Consider the following 13,819-nt stretch of genomic DNA (forward strand, 5'->3'; position numbering starts at 1 on the left):
CTGAAGAAACTATTCGCAGAACGTTTTTTCTTAATTATTAACGGAACTAACCTAAACTACTGATTATGACAATTTTTGTCTACTCGATAACCTTGATTACAGGAAATCGAAAGTTCTTATCCTTCGTGTTATTTGCCTGCTTTACATGGAATGCAATAGCGCAAACCACTTATGATTTTTCTACCCCACCTGTATTATCAAGTGAAGGAGGTACGTGGGTTGATAAAGCTGTTTTTACTATAAATGGCGTTGAATACTCTATTAGCAATGGTATTAATGGAGATCTGACTGCTCCGGCTACCGGAGGGAAAAACAATTCAGCATGTTTAAGAAAACAAGGAGCAAGTACAGAAACCTTACTATTCAAACGGGTAGATAACCAACCATTCTATTTTTATGGTTTTTGGTTGAAGGGGGAGGGAATAAATTCATACGATGGATCGGGAGGAATATCCCTTCCGCCATTTTATATAATCAACTATCATAAAGCCGGGGGTGGGACAGAAACCTATACCGACAATACCCCGATGAGTTCTGGGGCATATACTGTTTATCAGAATGAAATAACTCAGCATATTGAAGTAACCAGTATAAGCATCAACCTGCAGGCTAATAGTGATTTTTGGATCGATGATATAAGCGTATCCTCCGACGATGACCTGCCACCGCTAATAGCTTCTACCACTAAAGGCAATGTAGGGTGCAATGGAGATAATTCAGGGAGTGCTTCCGTAGTGGTAGTAAGCGGAGATCCACCCTATACATATGCCTGGAGTCCTTCCGGGGGCACCGGAAGTCTTGCTACAGGGCTTTCTGCAGGAACATACACATGTACAATTACAGATAATAGTGATCGGTCCATAGTGAAAAACTTCACAATAACAGAACCTACGGTACTGAGCGGTAGTATTACAAAAACCGATCCTACTACGGAATTTGTCAATGACGGAACGGCAAGCGTTACAGCAACCGGAGGCGTACCCCCCTATAGCTATTATTGGTCTCCTTCCGGAGGAACTGCTCCTACGGCTACCGGTCTTGCAGGGGGGACATATACCTGTACCATAACAGATAATAACGGTTGTACTACCATGGAGAATATAACGTTGATTACTCCCGATAATACCCCACCCTCCGGATATTCGGTTTCCATGGATTTATTGGGAGAATCGCTGATCAACAGTATCAATGAATCACTCATTGAGTTTTCGGGCTCGGGGCTGGAGGTGGGCGCCACCTTGCACTATTCCTTTGAAAGTGATGCAGGGGGCAGTATGGTATCAGGTACCCGTACGGTCACTTCCGCTAACCAGCAGTTTGATAACGGTGGCGCAGGGTTTGACCTCTCCGGTCTGGCCGATGGCCATATTACCTTGACGGCATACCTGAGCGATCCGGCAGGAAACCACGGGGCCGATGCCGTTGCTACGGGCACCAAAGACGCTGAGGCCCCTTCCGGATATTCTTCGGCCTGGGACGATGCCCTGGTCAACGCCACGGAAGCGGCAGTTACTTCGTTCACCATTTCCGGCGCGGAAGTGGGCTCGACGCTAAATTATGTCATTTCCTCCAGCGGGGACGGGAATACGGCGACTATTACCGGTAACAAATTGGTTGGTAGCTCAGAAGAAACGTTGACCGTGGACCTCAGCAGTTTGATGGACGGCCACTTGACGGTCACCGCTTCCCTTACCGATGACAGCGGGAATACGGGAAATGTTGTCACCGACAATTCGGCCGTCCTGGACCAGACCGCACCAAATGGCTATAGTGTATCGATAGACCAGGACCCCATCGATAGATCCAATCAACCTGCCATAGGCTATACCTTTGCAGGGGCCGAAGCGGGGGCCACCTATAATTATACGTTCTCCAGTGGCGGGGGCGGCACGGCCGTTACCGGAACCGGAGCCATCAGCACGGCTACCGCCCAAATTACGGGGATTGACCTTTCCGGACTGGAAGATGGGACGGTCACCCTTTCCGTAACCTTGGAGGATCCTGCAGGAAATGTGGGCTCTCCGGTGACGGATACCAGTACAAAGGACACCAATGAAGCCCCTTCGGTGAACAACCTTTCTATAGTTGGGCCGCTTACGGTAGGAGAGGCCTTGACGGCCGGCTACACCTTCAGTGACCCCGACGGGGATACGGAAAGCGGGACGGCATATAAGTGGTACCGTGCCGATGATAGTTCCGGAAGCGGGAAAACGGCAATTGCAGGGGCGGTTTCCGGCCAATATGCGCTGCAGAATGAAGACAGGGGAAAATACATCAGCTTTGGGGTCACCCCCAATGACGGGATTGACCTGGGCGCGACCGCAGAGAGCGCGCCGGAGGGCCCGGTAAAGGTGGACCAGGCCATTGCCTTCGGGGCCATTGCCCCCAAGACGTATGGAGCTGTACCGTTCACCCTGGGCGAACTACAGACAGACGAAGGTTTGACCGTAACCTATACGGCAGACGACCCGTCGATAGTCGGCATCAGCGGCAATCAGGCCACCGTCCTCAAAGCGGGGGCCACAGTAATTACCGCGGCCCAGAACGGGGACGAAACGACCAATGTTGCAGTACCGGTACACCGAACATTAACGGTGAACCCGGCAACCCTGACGGTAGCAGCAGAAGGCAAGTCCAAGGTTTACGGCGAAGCCGACCCAACGTTGACGGTAAGCTATTCGGGCTTTGTGAGCGATGATGATGAGGCGGACCTTGGCGGCAGCCTGACGGTAGCCCGTGCCACAGGCGAAGATGCGGGGACTTATGCGATCACGGCCAGTGGTAAGACTTCAGTAAATTATACGATCAATTACACTACAGGTGAACTTGTGATCACGCCGGCCACTTTGACCGTTTCGGCCAATGCCGGTCAGATGAAGGTTTATGGGGCGCCCGACCCTGAGCTGGCCTATACAGTTGACGGCCTTGTAAACAACGATACCGAAAACGTCTTAACGGGGGCCCTGTCGAGGGCCCCGGGAGAAGGAGCGGGAAGCTATCCGATCGATCTGGGGGATTTAAGCGCAGGGGACAATTACGACATTGCCTTTGAAACTTCTGAATTCGTAATAGCCAAAGCCGCTCAGGAGATAACCTGGGACCAGGAATTGAACTTCAGCTGTGACAGCGGTCCTGAAATCGCCCTGACCGCAACGGCCAGTAGCGGACTACCTGTAACCTATACGGTACGGGACCCGTCCATTGCAGGGGTCATGGCGGGTGTTTTACATAAAAAGCTATCGGGGAGCACCTTGGCCATGGCACATCAACCGGGCGATGAGAACCATCTCCCGGCCACTTCTGTGGAAAAACGGGTGCTTATAAGCCAGGCCGGTCTTATCCGCCGGCATTGGGGCGATGTCCTGGTATTTGACAACAGCAGCGGGGACTTTGTGGGTTACCAGTGGTATAAGGACGGTATGGCCGTCCCGGGTGCCACCGGGCAGTATTATCATGAGAACGGCCCTTTGGACGGCAGCTATCGCGTAACGGCAACCACGGAAGGCGGAGCGGTCATCACCTCTTGTTCGCTGGAACTGTCGGGAGAAGAATTCACTAAAAAAGTCAGCATTCTGCCCAATCCCGTAGCGGCGAACGCAGCATTTGTCCTGGAGAGCGATTTTGAAGGGTCGCTATTGAACGGGGCCACCGTCAGTATCATCGACCTCAATGGAAGGGCCCTGCAAACGCTCCCGGCGACCGGTAACCGGACAAGGCTTGGCGCGCCCCCGCAATCGGGAATATATGTGGTATCGCTAAGCCTGCCCAATGGCGAGAGAAGGACAGTAAACCTTTTGGTAAGATAAAACAGCAAATCAATCAGCAACCGATGAAAATAAAATTATTAACAGGCCTGTTACTGATAGGGGTACTATTAGGACAGGCCCAGGAAATAACGTTCAAATTAAATGGGGGACTATCAGGGATCTTTTATGAGAGCCCCGTGGGCGATGGATCCTTGGGTCTTGGAGGGGGTATTGGTTTTGGATATACCTATTTTTTAAACGATCATTGGGGCATCCAGACCGGGATAGAAGCACAATATAACAGTAATACCTTTGAGCTGGACGATGGTCGGCAAGTCTCCTCCAATGAGATAGACGATCAGGAGTCGGCTTTTGAGTACAGGGTAAGCGCCGTAAGTTATAAAGAAGAGCAGCACTTTTATTCTTTTGCCGTTCCGTTGCTGTTGCAGTACAGGGGAAATATCTCGTCAAAAACAGGATTTTATATAGGTCTTGGGGGAAAGGTATTGTTCCCGACCGGACAGAAAATAAAGGCCAGTGCGCAGACATTGTCCCTGAGCGGTTACTATCCCGATCTGGACCTGGAGATAAACGACCTTCCGGTGCATGGGTTCGGTACTGTCAACAACTGGGAAGACGATACCAGTGTATCGCTAAGAACATCGGTGTTATTGAGCGTAGAGGGAGGCCTGACATTCAAATTAAAGGGACACTTGCAATTGTATACCGGTATTTATGCGGATTACGGCCTTACGGACCTGCAGGATGATAAGCAGCCTCAAAATATAGTGGGTTATAGCCCGGAAGGTATTGAAGAGGTGCCGGCCAATGGTGCGATGTCCGCGCAAGGGATTGTAGAGAAGAGTAATTACCTCTCGGCAGGAATTCAATTAAAGCTAGGATTTAAGCTCGGTAAAAACAATGAATTCCAAGAGAAAGAGCAGGAGGAGGTTATAGCGGAAGGGCCTGTGGAAAAACAGCAGACTGAACCAGTGGTAGTTGCGGAAAAAGAGAAAGAGGCAATACCAAAGGAGCCGACATTAAGTGCTACAGAACTTGCCTATATAGAAGAACCATTGATCTTCGGCAATATCGACCGGACGGACATACCCGAAGCATTGACAGGACGGTTGGACACCATTGCCGGGATGTTGAACAAAGGGGAGCCCGTACAGCTCCAGATCACAGGTTATACGTGCAATGTGGGAAGTGAACCCTTAAATGAAAGTATCGGGATGGAAAGGGCGGAGGCGGTGGCCTCTTATTTAGAGGCACAAGGGGTGTCCAGGGACCGGATGGAGTTGATATCAAAAGGGGAATCGGAGCCTTTGCTGCCCAACACTTCTGCTGAAAACAGGGAGAAGAACAGAAGGGTTTCCATCGATGTGATTTCGGAAGAATAAAAGGGACAGTGTCTTTTAAAAAGGCAATTAATGAAGCACCACAGTCCCCTCAGATGGTTTGCTATTAAAAATGGTTCCGGTGATGGTAGATACAGTGTAGAACCGGTCATATATAACCCTCTTCTAATAGCCATAAGATCTTTGCTTTTGAGTAACTCACTAATCTTATCATTTTGGGCTCTTATAATTGCTAAGCAACTGTAAAATTAAATGTCTGGATATAGGGGGCTTCCGCATACAATTCTATCATTATTCTAAAGTTCATTATGTAATTATTTTATAAGATAATCGGAAATTGTCCGATTATGTGCTTTATTTATTACATCTTAATCCATGCATAAAGGGTCTGCATACATAGTTTTAATTCCCTCCCGTCCTATAAACTTGACGTTTTTTCCCTCCGCCATCATTCTGAGTTCTTCACTTATCAACACTCCCTTATTGGTTTCTCATATGATTTGCAAAGAATACCCCTTAAAAGGACATAAACGGCAGCAACGCATATGTTATCCTCAAATTACTGATGTTCAGTAATTTGAATCGATATATACAGTAGCTTTCACATATCAAAAAACAGACGTAGAATTTAAACAAGTTTTGTTATGCGAAAATTACAATTATCTATAAGTGCATTTTTGGGAGCTTCAAAAATCCTCTTTGCACAGATTGGCGGCATCGAAGATTCGGTAGCCAATATCTCCGATACCATCCGGACAATTTTTCCCATGACTTTAGGGGTCATCTTTTTAGTGGGCTTCTTGTTCAACGCCGGACATTTCTTCGGGGAGAACGCCGACCTGAAGAGAGGGATTACCCGGGTATTGGTCTTTGTCCTGATAGCCGGGGCCGTGGTCGGGATCTTTACCTATCTCATCGGAATCGTGGTCTGATGAAACAGTTCGCCGTCTATAGAAATATCCGAAAGGGTGCTGTCATCATGGGGCTGTCCATCTCCCTGTTCGCCCTTATGATGGCTTCGGTCATCGGGTCGCTCTTGGTCATTATATTTTCCTTTAAGCTTTGGATTATCATAAGCCTTTTTCTCTTTAATGGAGCGCTGTATGCAGGGCTGTTAAACAGTGCATGCCTTTCGTTCACGCTTCGATCACGACTGCCCCGGACCATTTCCAATAAAAAATCAAACTTTTTAAACAATGAAGATCAATTTTAACACATACCATCCCATTCTGGACATACAGGGCCATACAGTCTTTGCCGCCAACGGCAATCTGGTACTGTGCTATAAAGCGTCACTTCCCGAGGTATATTCCCTATCGGAATCCGATTTTGAAAAACTCCATGGGACCTGGTTTCAGGGATTAAAGGCCCTGCCTGTGGGAACGGTAATCCATAAACAGGAATGGTACCGAAAAAAGAACTACCAGGGAGCAGAACTCCCCCGAAAACATTTTTTACAAAAAGCCACCTATCGTCATTTTAAAGACCGGGAATACCTATCCCATGAGAGTTATCTGTTTTTTACCTGTCCGATGCCCCTTAAAGCCGTCTCGGCCAATCCCTTTCGAAAACTTGGAAAGGGGTCCTACAGAAAAACCGATGAAAAAATCCGGGAGTTCACCCGGGCGGTTTCCGATGCCGTGGCCTATATCAATAACAGCCGACAGCTATACTTATCGCCCATGTCTTGTGAGCTTGTAAAAGAACTTACAAAGGGTTATTTCAACGGGTTTCAAAGGGAGGTGGATACCGATGTGCTGTTGGGAGGGCAGGCAATTCAGGCCGGCGATCAGTATGTGGACGTACTGGCGGTCACCCATGAGGGCTGTTTTGGGGAAGGGGTACAGAGCAGTAAGGCAAACCCCAAGTATACCTCGGATACCTTTGAGTTTCATCAGGGTTTTATCGACGGGCTCGGACTGGATATAAAAGCGGATCATATCATCAACCATATCCTGTATATCGATGACAGGCACCAATGGCGCAGGTTATTGGACAAGCGGGTGGAGGAACTGCGCAAAAGTGCTCGTTTCGGTTCCCGGAACAAAGTGACCCTTGACAAGGTCGGGCAGGTCCTGGAAAGGCTCAATACCGATGAAAGTGCCCGGATTGTTCGCGGGCACCTGAACGTCCTTTTTTGGAGCCCGGAAGCCGGGCGGCTCAATAACATTTCTTCAAAAGTAAAGGCCGTTTTTAAGGAACTGGATATCATGCCCTATGCCCCTAAGGGCGAAGACCGGAAAAGCTATTTTCTGAATTCATTTTTTACCCACAGTTCCAATTTCTCAAATGCCGACCTGTATGTGACGGACTTAAAGCACGCCCTTTGCCTATGGGTCAATACCACCAATTACCGGTCCGATAAGAAAGGGATTGTCTTTAATGACCGGCAGTTTAACATCCCGGTAAAAAAAGATGTCTGGGACAGGGATAAAAAACGTATCAAGGCACGCAACTTTGCCATCTTTGCCCCCACCGGGGAAGGAAAATCCTTTTTGGCCAATCACATCCTCCGGCAATATTTTGAGGACGGTGTCCGATTGGTCATCATTGACTTGGGCGGTTCCTATACGAAGTTTGCCAAACTCTATCCCGATGACCACCTCCTGTTGCGCTACCAAGAAGGGAAAAGCCTCGGCATCAATCCTTTTTACCTGGCCTCGGAGAGCGACCTGACCCCGGAGCGCCTGGAGGACCTAATGGTCTTTCTTTCCGAGCTGATGGCCGGTGACGCCCCTTTTTCCAAGGGTAAAGAAGTCGCTTTAAAAAAAGTGCTGCTGTATTACTACAGAAAGGTGCGTAAGGGGCATTCCCTGAATTCCCTGTACGGATTTGTGAGTGCAAGAAAAGAAAGTATTTTAAAAGCGCTGGCTATCAGGGAAACCGACTTTAGCCCCTATGCCTTTTTGCACATCCTCTCGGAATATGTAAAGGGAGGGCTGTACGGTTTTCTCTTTGGTACGGAAGAAGACCGGAGTTTCCGTCTGGAGGACAAACGGCTCATCGTTTTTGAACTGGACGAGATCCGGGACAACAAGGAGATACTCTCGGTGATGCTCAAACTCATAAAGACCGCGGTGCAGCGTACCATCTGGCGGAACCGGTCCGAACGGGGCATCATCCTCTTCGATGAATTTGCCAAGCAATTGAAGTTCAAAAACGTATTGGAGAGCGTGGCGTTTTATTACCAGGCCATCCGGAAGCAGAACGGTGCCATCGGGATCATCCTGCAATCCATCAACCAACTGCCACAGAACAGTGCCTCGGCCAGCATTTTGGAGAATACGCAGGTAATCTACAGCCTGCGCAATGAAAAGGGGTATGACGCACTGGTACAACGGCTCCAGCTCTCCGGTCATGACCATGATCAACTCGCCTCGCTCCGGAACAACTTTACGGGAGCACGGACATACACCGAGGTCTTTATCAAAATTGGCAAACAGGGCAATGTATTCCGGTTGGAAGTACCCCCGGAGGTCTACGCCGCCTATCTGACCGACGGGAAAGAAAGCGAACACATCCTGCAATTGTATAAGCGGTCGGGCTGTATGGAAAAGGCCATCCGGATATTTGTAAAACAACATCAAAAAACATGAGACTATGAAAACAAAACAGAAAATACGGTTATATATAATAGCCTTATGGACCATAACTTTTTTATGCCTGCCTGCACGTGCTACGTGCCAGGGGATGCCGGTGTATGACAATACCAACTTTATCAGCCTGGCCAAACAGCTTATCGAATCCGGAAAGCAGACCTCCCAGATGATCCGGACCGTGGAATTTTTAAAACAGCAAAAGGAAAACCTGGAAAAGGTCAATTCGGTGATACGGCAACTCCGGGCGCTCAAGGAACTGACGGCAAACAACCAGCGCCTTTTTGAAATGGTACGGTCCGACCTGCAAGAGGTCTTGCGCTCCCCTTATATCAAAGCGGATGAAACAGGGCGGATATCGGATTCCTTTGATGCCATCATGGTAAACGCCGTGGAAAGCCTGGAATACGTAGAACAGATCCTATCCAGTAACCTGCTGAAGATGACCGATGCGGACCGGGTACGGCTCTTGACGGAAAAAGAACAACGGTCCAAGGAGATGGTGGCCGAGATTGAAAATAAGCTGCGAAGGTACCATGAGATCATTTCCTTCCGGAAGATGCAGGCCGTTATCAATGGCAGAAATGCAAATTATTAGAATATGTCGGTTTTTACATTAAATATCGGGCTGGAATATGTGGACGCTGTTTTTCAGGTGATAAAAAACAGTGACTTTTCCCAATATACCATTACCGGGGTCAAATCGCTGGCGGTGCTTTTGTTCTTGGTCAATATCCTGAAGAAATACCATGAAGGGGTGGCAGATCGTGATGGTTATACCTGGGGGCTTTCCCCGGGGGAGCTGATCAAAAATTTCGCTGTGGTGCTGCTGGTGATCTTCTCCACACAAATACTCGGTTTTTTTGATGGGGTTTTGGTAGCGGTAGAAAGCAGTTACAGGGATACGGCCCCAGCGCTCCTTCCCTTGCAGTTACAGGATGTGGAGATCGAGCGGGAAGTGGGCGCTATGGAGGCCGCCAAAAAGGCATTGGCCCTACTCTATGAATCCCTGGTGACCCCGCTCTATGGCATGAAGCTCCTGGCCTTTATCCTAGCCGTTTTCTTGTGGTTGATGGACCTGTTTATCTATCCGCTGTTTTTGACAGAGCGCTATTTTCTTTTGGGGATCATGCAGGCTTTCTTTCCACTGGTGATCAGTTTGGCGGTTTTTGAAAAATTCCGGGGGCTCGCCTATAATTATTTTAAGCTCTATACCGGCGTGTACATGCTGGTACCGGCCTTTTTCCTGGTCAATGTCTTTGTCAACAACCTCTATCGGGAAATCAGCGGGAATTTCTGGAATGACCTTTTTGGAACTGATTGGGGGTCTGAATTTTTTGCGCCGCTGATCGAACTGGCCACTGTGGGCTTTATCGTGCTCATCAAATTTAAACTGTACAAGAGGGCGACCTCCTTTGTCTTTAGACTGTTTACAGGAAACTAAGTAACAAACCATACAAATTACAAGACTTCTCAGATGAAACTAAAAACACCTTATAAGAACATTTACCGGGTACTGGGGCAAAACCGGCTCCTTGTGCTTGCTTCTATAATTGGGAGTGTGATTACCTCGGTAGTCTCCCTGCTACTGGTCATCAGACTCCATAAAGAAACCCTTCGAAATGCCTTTGTGATTGGCCGTCATGGGGATGTGATCCCCTTAAAGGTAGCCACGGAACGGGAGAGCCTAAAGGTGGAGGCGCTGGCGCACCTGGATCGTTTTCACCGTTGCTTTTATGGACTGGATGCCGGGAGTTATAAAGCACAACTTAAAAAAGCCCTCTGGTTGGGGGACAGCTCGGTGGATGAAGTCTACCGCCAAAAAAAAGTTGAAGGGGTCTATAACCGGTTGCTGCAATATGCCCTTTTGCAAAAAGTAACCGATGTACAGCCCAAAGTCCATCTTGACAAGAAGCCCTTTGTATTTGAAACGCAAGTGTACTTTGAAATCAAAAGAGGCGGGGTGACCGACCGGTACAAGCTGGTGACCAGCGGGAAACTTATCCGTATTGCACGGAATTTTCCGCACAACCCGCATGGGCTTTTGATAACGGATTTCTATGAAAACAGCCTGCAAAAATTAAACCCTTAAACTTTTAAGATTATGGAATGGACAAAAGACAAAAAGAAACTGATCTTTATGGGAATGGTGCTCTTTGCCCTCCTATTTATCGGGGCCTATGGAATCCTGACTTTTGGAGGGGGCAAAGAGCCCTTTTTAGAGAAGGGAACGGTAACGGTTCCCGAACTGGAAAAAGATACAGAAACATATAAATCCCGTTTGGAAGCCGTAGATGCCCTGGAAGATGAGCGGGAGACCACGGTGCCGAGTGTATACCCGGAAAAGTATCTCGACAGCTCGGGATATTACAACAAAAACCTGTCGGACATGGAAAAGAAACGGATCATGGACAGTGTGTACGAGTTGGGAAAACAGCGGTATCAAAAACTGCATTCATACCGGAGCCCAACTTCAAAAGCAGTGACTAACAGCGCTGTTAAAAAGCGGGAGCAATCCAAAAAGGAACAGATGAAAGAAAGAGCGGCCCGAATCAAGGAACTGGCACTGGCGCATCAACTGTTTTTTGCCTCCAACCCTAAAACAACCCCGGCCTTATCGGTAGCCGGAAAACAAACGGCCGCTATTCCCGTAACCGTTAAGGGGACACAACGCGTTAAGGCACACGAGCGTTTGGCGTTAAAACTTGAAAAAGCGGTTACCATAGGCAGAAGGCACTTTAAACGGCACACCCCGGTGTACGGGATGGTATCCTTTAAGCCCAACCGGACCTTATTGCGTATTGATAATATCACGGGCATTCCAATAGCAATGACGGCCTATGACCTGCAGGACGGCGGGGAAGGCATCTATATCAAGAACAGTTTTCGGGAACAGGCCCGAAAGGAAGTCTTGGGCGATGTGGTGGAAGATATAAACATAGCCGGGTTGCCCCAGGTAAACGGGATCAAACGGATTTTTCAAAGAAACAACCGAAAGGTAAAGGTCACAGTCCATGACAACTACCATTTACTGTTAAAACCAACTGATCATTAAAAAAAGAAACGATGAAAACACCCATATGTACAGGAATACTGATGCTCACTTTTTTGGCCCATGCACAAACTCAGACGGAGGTATTGGATACCTTATACGGAAATGACAAAAAGGTGGTGGCGGTATTTTTTCCCGCCCCCATAAGACAGGCCATTGTAGGCGGTGAACATTTTACGTTTAACTACAACAGGGAGTCCGGGCAGTATTTTGGACTGTTGCAAGCGCTACCGGGACCCCCCGGAAACCTTTTGGCCATTACCACCAAGGGAAACGTATATACCTATATTATAAAATATACGGAAAGCCTTCCCCGGTTGAATTATTTCTTGGATAAAAAAGAGCGTATCGGCCGGGAAAAACCGGAAGTTAAAAAGCCTGTTTCAGCATCCAGACCCGATTCTTTAACAAAGGTGTACTACACTAAATTTTCAAGGTTTTTAGTAAAGCAAAAGTCGGAGAGACTGGCCATGAAAAGGAAAAATAAACTTGCATTAAAAATCCACAAGCTGCTTTATGAAAACGATGAAATGTTTCTGGTGATGGCCCTTATCAATAAATCCAGGATAGATTATGAGGTAGATGCGGTAAGGATAGCAAGCGTGGTCGGTAATAAAAAACGGAAATCTTCCTATCAAGAGGTGCCCATACAACCTATTTTTTCATGGCAGGCACCTACCATTATACAAAAAGGAGCTATCAAAAAATTTGTGTTCGTACTTCCCAAGTATGTTTTTACGGGGAATGAACGCTTAAGGGTTTCTGTGGAGGAACGAAACGGGAGCAGATCGATGCAGGTAACATTAAGACACCCCCATATAAGCCTATTAACTATTCCATAAATAAGTTGAGCTTGTATTTTATGCGGAGCAAGTTATATGGTATTGAATGATTGATAATCCTGACGGAATTATCAACGATTCAACACCCCAAAAACAACATTATGAGGTAGAAAAAAAATAAATATTAACTTTGGAGAATTGGGCTAGTGCTTTTCATAGGAGCCATTATTGGCAGTAGTAATTTTACGCTAATGCTAAATCGTCTTTACTTAATTTCAGTTTTGGATTATCCAATTTTTTAATCGTTGTTCTAATTTTTACTCTATCAGATTGTGGCAGAAAAGTTGGAACCAAATCGGTTAAATCAATTTTTAAAATTCTATTGATAACAATCAAATCTTTTAAGGAAAAAGGACTTACTCCGTTTATCAGTTCAGACATATAAGATTTGCTTTGGTGTCCCAAAACTTTCCCAAAGTCTTGTTGTGTTAGATTTAAATTCTTTAATTTTTTTCGGATAAGCTCTTTTCTTCGCTGGATAAATAACCGTTCTTTTTCGGCTATCAATTCCGCAACATCGCTTTCTCGTAGTTTTTTGTCAGAAATATTAGAATCAACACTCCAATTTTTATTTTCGTACTGCTCAATTAAATCTCTTAATTTTTTTCGTACAGATTTGAATTTCGGATTTTCCTTTGCAAGAACACGCAATTTTCTGTCCGCAATCATTGCTCTTTCAAAATCGAGTTCATTTCGGATTTTCCCATTTTCAATTAGTTCTGATATGTCGAATTGTGTTTTCATAATCTTATTTTTTAAATCCAATCATTAGACTTTAACCACTTTTTAATAGTATTTCTGTTGTTTTTAAAGGTCGTTTCATATTCTTGGTGTGTTCCAACTCAAACAGCAGTAGCTTCGTTGTCATCAAACTCAATTAAAATCATTGTTCTGTGAATATTGATGTTAAAAAAATAAAACCCATCGCTATGAACGTTGTCTGCATCTTTTCTTGTCTTATTCAGTTCAGTTTGATTCTTCCAATTATTATCGTTAATATCCTTAATCAGTTGGTCGATAGCTTTGGTCAAAGGAATATTTCCTCTGTTCTTTCTTTTAAGCTTTTCTAATATTTTCTTGTTGGTCAGTCTCATATGCTATTGCAAATATATAAAAAGTTCGGATTAAAACAGAACTTTTTATATTTTCTTTTATTACTGCCAACGTCAGTCTGTCTCAAAACTACCGATTAGATTTTAAAAATAGTTGGATTTGGTGTGTA

At 46.4% G+C, this 13,819-nt stretch carries 12 protein-coding genes; 10 read left to right on the forward strand and 2 right to left on the reverse strand.

Annotated features, from left to right (window positions below; genetic code table 11):
• The first annotated feature begins 65 nt into the window (after positions 1 to 65).
• The 10 genes from UXI14_RS16285 to UXI14_RS16330 all read left to right on the forward strand — a co-directional run bounded on the left by UXI14_RS16285 (position 66) and on the right by UXI14_RS16330 (position 12,597).
• Entirely contained in the window at positions 66 to 3,806 is a 3,741-nt protein-coding gene (locus UXI14_RS16285) for an MBG domain-containing protein (RefSeq protein WP_335967047.1), read from the forward strand.
• A 23-nt stretch (positions 3,807 to 3,829) separates the two neighbouring features.
• Positions 3,830 to 5,149 (forward strand): OmpA family protein, encoded by a 1,320-nt coding sequence (locus UXI14_RS16290; RefSeq protein WP_335967048.1) that lies wholly within the window; start codon positions 3,830 to 3,832, stop codon positions 5,147 to 5,149.
• A gap of 602 nt (positions 5,150 to 5,751) precedes the next feature.
• Positions 5,752 to 6,039 carry a hypothetical protein gene (locus UXI14_RS16295; RefSeq protein ID WP_277900113.1) on the forward strand — a complete coding sequence of 96 codons (288 nt, stop codon included), beginning with the start codon at positions 5,752 to 5,754 and terminating at the stop codon, positions 6,037 to 6,039.
• Positions 6,039 to 6,320, forward strand: coding sequence for a hypothetical protein (locus tag UXI14_RS16300; protein ID WP_335967049.1), 282 nt, complete (start codon positions 6,039 to 6,041; stop codon positions 6,318 to 6,320). Before UXI14_RS16295 ends, UXI14_RS16300 begins: the two co-directional genes overlap by 1 nt.
• Positions 6,304 to 8,703, forward strand: a complete 2,400-nt coding sequence (locus UXI14_RS16305; protein WP_335967050.1) for a TraG family conjugative transposon ATPase — start codon at positions 6,304 to 6,306, stop codon at positions 8,701 to 8,703. Before UXI14_RS16300 ends, UXI14_RS16305 begins: the two co-directional genes overlap by 17 nt.
• 4 nt (positions 8,704 to 8,707) lie before the next feature.
• Positions 8,708 to 9,301 carry a conjugal transfer protein gene (locus UXI14_RS16310; RefSeq protein WP_335967051.1) on the forward strand — a complete coding sequence of 198 codons (594 nt, stop codon included), beginning with the start codon at positions 8,708 to 8,710 and terminating at the stop codon, positions 9,299 to 9,301.
• A 3-nt stretch (positions 9,302 to 9,304) separates the two neighbouring features.
• Positions 9,305 to 10,147: a hypothetical protein gene (locus tag UXI14_RS16315; RefSeq protein ID WP_335967052.1), complete on the forward strand. Its 843-nt coding sequence runs from the start codon at positions 9,305 to 9,307 to the stop codon at positions 10,145 to 10,147.
• A 33-nt stretch (positions 10,148 to 10,180) separates the two neighbouring features.
• On the forward strand, positions 10,181 to 10,795 hold the full coding sequence (locus UXI14_RS16320) for a conjugal transfer protein TraK (RefSeq protein WP_335967053.1): 615 nt from the start codon (positions 10,181 to 10,183) through the stop codon (positions 10,793 to 10,795).
• Between the two features lie 12 nt (positions 10,796 to 10,807).
• Complete coding sequence (gene traM / locus UXI14_RS16325) at positions 10,808 to 11,758, forward strand: conjugative transposon protein TraM (protein WP_335967054.1); 951 nt, start codon at positions 10,808 to 10,810, stop codon at positions 11,756 to 11,758.
• 11 nt (positions 11,759 to 11,769) lie between these two features.
• Positions 11,770 to 12,597 carry a DUF4138 domain-containing protein gene (locus UXI14_RS16330; protein ID WP_335967055.1) on the forward strand — a complete coding sequence of 276 codons (828 nt, stop codon included), beginning with the start codon at positions 11,770 to 11,772 and terminating at the stop codon, positions 12,595 to 12,597.
• Positions 12,598 to 12,780: 183 nt separating this feature from the next.
• Here the strand turns inward: UXI14_RS16330 and UXI14_RS16335 are convergent, their stop codons facing one another.
• Positions 12,781 to 13,341 (reverse strand): helix-turn-helix transcriptional regulator, encoded by a 561-nt coding sequence (locus tag UXI14_RS16335; protein WP_335967056.1) that lies wholly within the window; start codon positions 13,339 to 13,341, stop codon positions 12,781 to 12,783.
• 98 nt (positions 13,342 to 13,439) lie between these two features.
• Positions 13,440 to 13,691: a type II toxin-antitoxin system HigB family toxin gene (locus UXI14_RS16340; RefSeq protein ID WP_335967057.1), complete on the reverse strand. Its 252-nt coding sequence runs from the start codon at positions 13,689 to 13,691 to the stop codon at positions 13,440 to 13,442.
• Positions 13,692 to 13,819 lie beyond the last annotated feature (128 nt).

This window comes from Galbibacter sp. PAP.153 (assembly GCF_037029175.1).
Lineage (GTDB): Bacteria > Bacteroidota > Bacteroidia > Flavobacteriales > Flavobacteriaceae > Galbibacter > Galbibacter pacificus.

Excerpts from the sequence above, each read along its gene's own strand:
- UXI14_RS16295 (WP_277900113.1), top strand. The coding sequence starts at position 5,752 with ATGCGAAAATTACAATTATCTATAAGTGCATTTTTGGGAGCTTCAAAA.
- UXI14_RS16310 (WP_335967051.1), top strand. The coding sequence starts at position 8,708 with ATGAAAACAAAACAGAAAATACGGTTATATATAATAGCCTTATGGACC.
- UXI14_RS16285 (WP_335967047.1), top strand. The coding sequence starts at position 66 with ATGACAATTTTTGTCTACTCGATAACCTTGATTACAGGAAATCGAAAG.
- UXI14_RS16300 (WP_335967049.1), top strand. The coding sequence starts at position 6,039 with ATGAAACAGTTCGCCGTCTATAGAAATATCCGAAAGGGTGCTGTCATC.
- UXI14_RS16320 (WP_335967053.1), top strand. The coding sequence starts at position 10,181 with ATGAAACTAAAAACACCTTATAAGAACATTTACCGGGTACTGGGGCAA.
- UXI14_RS16330 (WP_335967055.1), top strand. The coding sequence starts at position 11,770 with ATGAAAACACCCATATGTACAGGAATACTGATGCTCACTTTTTTGGCC.
- UXI14_RS16290 (WP_335967048.1), top strand. The coding sequence starts at position 3,830 with ATGAAAATAAAATTATTAACAGGCCTGTTACTGATAGGGGTACTATTA.
- UXI14_RS16340 (WP_335967057.1), bottom strand. The coding sequence starts at position 13,691 with ATGAGACTGACCAACAAGAAAATATTAGAAAAGCTTAAAAGAAAGAAC.
- UXI14_RS16335 (WP_335967056.1), bottom strand. The coding sequence starts at position 13,341 with ATGAAAACACAATTCGACATATCAGAACTAATTGAAAATGGGAAAATC.
- UXI14_RS16315 (WP_335967052.1), top strand. The coding sequence starts at position 9,305 with ATGTCGGTTTTTACATTAAATATCGGGCTGGAATATGTGGACGCTGTT.
- traM (WP_335967054.1), top strand. The coding sequence starts at position 10,808 with ATGGAATGGACAAAAGACAAAAAGAAACTGATCTTTATGGGAATGGTG.
- UXI14_RS16305 (WP_335967050.1), top strand. The coding sequence starts at position 6,304 with ATGAAGATCAATTTTAACACATACCATCCCATTCTGGACATACAGGGC.